This window comes from Aeromicrobium sp., assembly GCF_014378035.1.
GTDB lineage: Bacteria > Actinomycetota > Actinomycetes > Propionibacteriales > Nocardioidaceae > Aeromicrobium.
Genome location: NZ_JACMOM010000267.1, coordinates 1 through 4,755 on the forward strand (window position 1 = coordinate 1; position 4,755 = coordinate 4,755).

Consider the following 4,755-nt stretch of genomic DNA (forward strand, 5'->3'; position numbering starts at 1 on the left):
CCCGAAGAAGCCAGCACTCACAGCGGCCCCCGGCACCTCCGTTCACGGGCTCGGACGAGCGGTCGACCTGTGTGGCGGAGCGGAACGGTCCAGCACGCCCGAACACCGTTGGCTGGCGACGCATGGCCCCTCCTATGGCTGGATCCGCCCCACCTGGGCGGCGGATGGTGGTTCCCGACCAGAACCCTGGCACTTCGAGTTCCAATCCAAGGACACCGTGTCGCATGAGCACTAGAGTGACTGGTGGGGTTCGGAAATCGAGCCGAGCCCACGTTCTGACAAGGGGCGGTGTGATGGACGATCTGGAAGCCCAGGGCAGCATCGAACGGCTCTGGCGGAACTACAAGGACACCGGCGACCCCGAGGCCCGGGAGCGATTGATCGTCCAGTACGCCCCTTTGGTCAAGTACGTCGCCGGCCGGGTGCGCTCCCGACTTCCTCCCCACGTGGACCAGGCCGACCTCGTCTCCGACGGCATCATCGGGCTCATGGACGCGATCGACAAGTTCGAGCCGGCTCGCGGCCTGCAGTTCCAGACCTACGCCGTGCGCCGCACGCACGGGGCAATCATCGACGGCCTCCGACGGTCGGACTGGGTGCCCCGGTCCGTGCGGGGCAAGTTCCGCGAGATCGACGCGGCGCGGAGCGCACTCGAACGCCGCCTCGCACGTACTCCCGAGGACAGGGAGGTGGCCGCGGAGCTGTGCATCACCGTTGCCGAGCTCAGGTCCACGTACACGACGATCTCCTACACGTCCGTCGGGAGCATCGACGAGATGGGGACGGCCAACGAGAACTCCCCTGCGCAAGGCTTGACGTTCCTGGCCGAACACGACATGGACGACCGACCCGAGGAGTTCCTCTGGGCCGTGGACCGACTGCCGGAGCGCGACCGCATCGTCGTAGCGCTGTACTACTGGGAGCGGATGACGCTGGCCGAGATCGGTCTGGTCCTCGGCGTCAGCGAGTCTCGCGTGAGCCAGCTGCACACCAGAGCCATGCTGACCCTGCGTGGTCACTTGACCTCCTCCGTCGCCTGAGGGCAGCGGCCAGTCGAGAAGAAGAACATCACTACGTGTTCTGACCACGCACCGTTGGCCACAGCCAAGTCACTCCGCAAGCGCACCGAACCAGTCCAACGGATGGAACGGTGTATGGCGTCGGGACCGCTTCAGTGGTGCAGGCGGACTTCCCTGTCACTGACGTCATCGCGGCCGTTGATGATTCAGGCTCCGCCGGCGATGACGATGGCATCGGTGAGGAAACCGGCGATGATGCCGATCAGTAGCCCGGCGGCTACCAGGTCCATACGCCGCGCGCGGGACGCGACTCCGAGAAGCTGGGCGATCACGTAGACGATCGAGCCCGCGGCGAGAGTCAGGAAGATGACGCTCACCGGTTCGGAGGTGAAGTTGTGCCCGACGGCAGCCCCGACGAACGTCGGGCCACCGCCGATCGCCGCCATGGTCAGCAGGAACCGCCAGCTCGGCAACCGGGTTGCCCCGTCCTCGTCGACGTCTGCCGCAAGAGGGGCAACGATGCCGAAACCTTCCGTGGCGTTGTGGAGTGCGAATCCGATCACCAGGGTCGTGGCGAGGGCGATCTGATCGCTTGCGGCAGCCTGACCGATGGCCAGGCCTTCGGCGAGGTTGTGCAGGCCGATGCCGATGGCGATCATCAGGGAGAGTCGCTGCGCCGTCGACCACGGCTCGACATCGACCCTTGCCGGCCCACCAGCAGATGCGCCGACCGAGACCAGCTCGCTGTTCGAGCGCACCGCGGCCCGCGCCATGTAACGGTCGAATGCCACCAGGCCCATCAGGCCGGCACTCAGTCCTCCGATGAACAGCACACCGTAGCCAACCGCCGAGCCGATGCCGCCGTTCCCCTCGTGATAGCCGGCCAGAGCCGCGTCGATCGGCTCGAACGCTGCCGACATCACGTCCCAGAACAGGAACATCAGAACGCCGACGGCGGTCGCATTGAGAAGTACCCGGAGGTTCGCGGCGGGCGCATGCATCCGACCCACGGGCAAACCGATCACGATCGCGCCGCCGGCGATAAAGCCGAGCAGCAGTGTGGTGGACAAACTCACGGAAGACTCCTCAGATGACGACAAGGCCAGCCTTACCTACCTGGAGAAGTTGAGCAAATCGAGCAGAAGCGGACCATGTACCTCGGGCCTCACAGGTCCGATCGGGCTTCTCATCGTGGTCTCATCATTGATCGCCCACGCTGAACGTATGAAGATCTCAATGACCCGCAAGTCTCGCTTCGGCGTGGCGGCAGCACTTCTCTTCCTCGCCGTCACGGCGAGCGCGTGCGGCGCCGGCTCCATCTCACCTCCCGCGTCCAAGGTTCCGACTGATGGTTCCTCGCCGTCGGCGGCAGCCACGGACAAGCGTGTGCCAATCGAGAAGAACCCACCTGGCGACATCCCGGACAACCTCGCATTCGTCGCCTACACGAACAAGGCCGGAAGCTACGCATTCACCCACCCAGAGGGTTGGGCACAAACTGGCGCCAACGCCAACGTGCAGTTCACCGACAAGCTCAACGGGGTCAACGTTGACAGTTTGAGCGCCAGCCAGGCGCCGAACGTCGCCAACGCGAAGTCCACCGACGTGCCGCGCCTGAAGAAGTCTGTGCCGGCCTTCGAGCTGCGCAAGGTCAGCGCAGTGACCCTGCCCGGCGGCACCGGGGTGCGGATCGTCTTCCGGCGCAACTCCGAGCCGGACGCCGTGACCGGGAAGGTCTACCGGGACGAGGTGGAGGAGTACTCGGTCTTCAAGTCCGGGCGACTGGTCCGCATGGACCTCTACGGCCCCGTCGGTGCCGACAACGTCGATGCCTACCGGACGATGTCCCAGAGCCTGAGCATCCGATGAGCACCACCACGCTGAACGAGATCGAATCGATCTCGACCCCGGCCGCTGGGCCGCTGGTCCTTCAGGCCAGTGGGCTGCATCGCTTCTTCCGCCGTGGCGGCGAGGAGGTGGCTGCACTACGTGATGTGTCAATCGCGCTGGAGCCTGGTGAAATGGTCGCGGTCGTCGGGCCGTCAGGCTCTGGAAAGTCCACATTGCTCAACCTGCTCGCCGGCCTGGACGATCCTGACGGCGGGTCGGTCCGCGTTGCTGGTCGCCAGATCAGCCATCAATCCCCGGCCGCTCAGGCTCGACTCCGTGGTGAGTTGATCGGGGTGTTGACCCAGACCAGCGGGCTTGTCGAACATCTGGACGTGATCGGAAACCTCCGACTGGCTGCGTCCTTTCGACCCGCTGCGACTTCATCCCGAGCTCTCACTGAGCTGCTGCGGGAGGTCGAGCTGAGCGAGCGGGCCAACGCGCGACCGTCGACTCTCTCGGGGGGAGAAACCGCTCGCGCGAACCTCGCTGTCGCGTTGGCGGGCGGGCCTCGCCTGTTGTTGGCCGATGAGCCGACAGCGGAGGTCAGCACCGCTGAGGAGACTGCCCTGCTGGAGCTGCTGCGTCGGCTTCAGCCTGCCGATGGCGCGACACTCCTGGTCACGCACTCCCCCGGAGTGGCGGCTGCCGCCGACCGCATCGTGCGCCTGCGCGACGGGCGGGTCTCATGAACGCCATGTCTTCGCTGGTGGTCGCGCGGTCGGTGGGGATTGAGTACGGCAGGAGCGTGATCCTGCACGACGTCGACCTCACTGTTGATGCCGGGGCGCACATTGCGCTGACCGGCCGATCGGGCAGCGGGAAGACGACGCTGCTCCTGGTTCTTGCCGGACTGCTGAGTCCCTCGAGGGGCACCGTCACGTGGCCAGGGCTTTCGGACTCACCGTCGACCCGGCGTGGTGAGATCGGGATGGTCTTCCAGGCCCCGTCCTTGATGCCAGAGCTGACCGCGATCGAGAACGTCACCCTTCCGTTGCGCCTGCGCGGCGCTGATGTCGCCACGGCTCGTGATGAAGCCGCCAAGGCGTTGGCTCGAGTCGCTGCCGAGGACCTCGTAGACGCGTTGCCCGCTCAGCTGTCCGGTGGGCAGCAGCAGCGGGTCGCCATTGCCCGCGCCCTTGCCGGCGGACATCGACTGGTCCTGGCCGATGAACCAACTGGCGCCCTTGACCGGGATCACGCGTACGAAGTGGCCCTCGCCCTGCGCGACGGTGTCGCTGCCGCGGGTGGGGCCCTGCTTCTGGCTACGCACGATCCCGACCTTGCCGACATGTTCGACCACCAGCTTGCCGTCCGCGACGGCGGCGTGTGCCCTGCAGTGAGGTCCCGATGAGATCCTTCCGATGGTTTGCCGGCCTGATCCGCCGACGCCCGGTGGAGTTGATCGTGGCCGCAACCAGCATCGCGCTGACCATCGCTTTCGTGGCCTCACTCGGCGCTTTCGTCACTCAGAGCCACTCGGCGCTCACGGTCCGAGCCGCGGCCTCGGTGCAGGTGGACTGGCAGGTGCAGATCACCCCCCAGGGGAGCTCTACTGCAGTGTCGAAGCAACTTCGAAAGGTGCCCGACGTCCGCACTGTTGAGCCGGTCTCGTTCGCGCGCGTGAAGTCACTGTCCTCAACCGGCGCCCAGGGAGTTCGGCACACCGGCGCCGCCTACCTCGTCTCGATCTCTCCGACGTACGCCACCCGATTCCCGGGCGAGGTGCGCCACCTCCTGGGCGGCACCTCCGGCTCGATGCTGTTCCAGCAGACAGCCGCCAACCTCGCCACTGAACCTGGTGGGGCGATCACGGTGCAGACCACGTCCGGGTCTCGACCCCTCACGA

The 4,755-nt window shown here is 66.2% G+C and carries 6 protein-coding genes and 1 pseudogene; 6 read left to right on the top strand and 1 reads right to left on the bottom strand.

The features are described from left to right. Window positions 1-235, top strand: a 235-nt coding sequence (locus H7290_RS21385) for a M15 family metallopeptidase (RefSeq protein ID WP_366927638.1), incomplete at its 5' end; no start/stop codon positions are given. Window positions 236-293: 58 nt separating this feature from the next. Continuing rightward, window positions 294-1,040, top strand: a complete 747-nt coding sequence (locus tag H7290_RS13880; RefSeq protein WP_290514609.1) for a FliA/WhiG family RNA polymerase sigma factor — start codon at window positions 294-296, stop codon at window positions 1,038-1,040. A gap of 185 nt (window positions 1,041-1,225) precedes the next feature. Here H7290_RS13880 and H7290_RS13885 read toward each other — a convergent pair whose 3' ends face one another. After that, complete coding sequence (locus tag H7290_RS13885; protein WP_290514610.1) at window positions 1,226-2,095, bottom strand: ZIP family metal transporter; 870 nt, start codon at window positions 2,093-2,095, stop codon at window positions 1,226-1,228. A 148-nt stretch (window positions 2,096-2,243) separates the two neighbouring features. Here H7290_RS13885 and H7290_RS13890 point away from each other — a divergent pair, with 148 nt between their 5' ends. The 4 genes and pseudogenes from H7290_RS13890 to H7290_RS13905 all read left to right on the top strand — a co-directional run. Next, window positions 2,244-2,888, top strand: coding sequence for a hypothetical protein (locus H7290_RS13890; protein ID WP_290514611.1), 645 nt, complete (start codon window positions 2,244-2,246; stop codon window positions 2,886-2,888). Next, window positions 2,885-3,598, top strand: a complete 714-nt coding sequence (locus tag H7290_RS13895; protein ID WP_290514612.1) for an ATP-binding cassette domain-containing protein — start codon at window positions 2,885-2,887, stop codon at window positions 3,596-3,598. The genes H7290_RS13890 and H7290_RS13895 overlap by 4 nt, the downstream gene beginning before the upstream one ends. 5 nt (window positions 3,599-3,603) lie before the next feature. Further along, window positions 3,604-4,260, top strand: a complete 657-nt coding sequence (locus H7290_RS13900; protein WP_290514613.1) for an ABC transporter ATP-binding protein — start codon at window positions 3,604-3,606, stop codon at window positions 4,258-4,260. After that, window positions 4,257-4,755: pseudogene (locus H7290_RS13905) on the top strand (hypothetical protein); the annotation flags it as partial. The gene H7290_RS13900 and the pseudogene H7290_RS13905, both read left to right, overlap by 4 nt.

Bases quoted from the DNA above. Each gene is read 5' to 3' on its own strand.
- H7290_RS13880 (WP_290514609.1), top strand. From the start codon at position 294: ATGGACGATCTGGAAGCCCAGGGCAGCATCGAACGGCTCTGGCGGAAC.
- H7290_RS13890 (WP_290514611.1), top strand. From the start codon at position 2,244: ATGAAGATCTCAATGACCCGCAAGTCTCGCTTCGGCGTGGCGGCAGCA.
- H7290_RS13895 (WP_290514612.1), top strand. From the start codon at position 2,885: ATGAGCACCACCACGCTGAACGAGATCGAATCGATCTCGACCCCGGCC.
- H7290_RS13900 (WP_290514613.1), top strand. From the start codon at position 3,604: ATGTCTTCGCTGGTGGTCGCGCGGTCGGTGGGGATTGAGTACGGCAGG.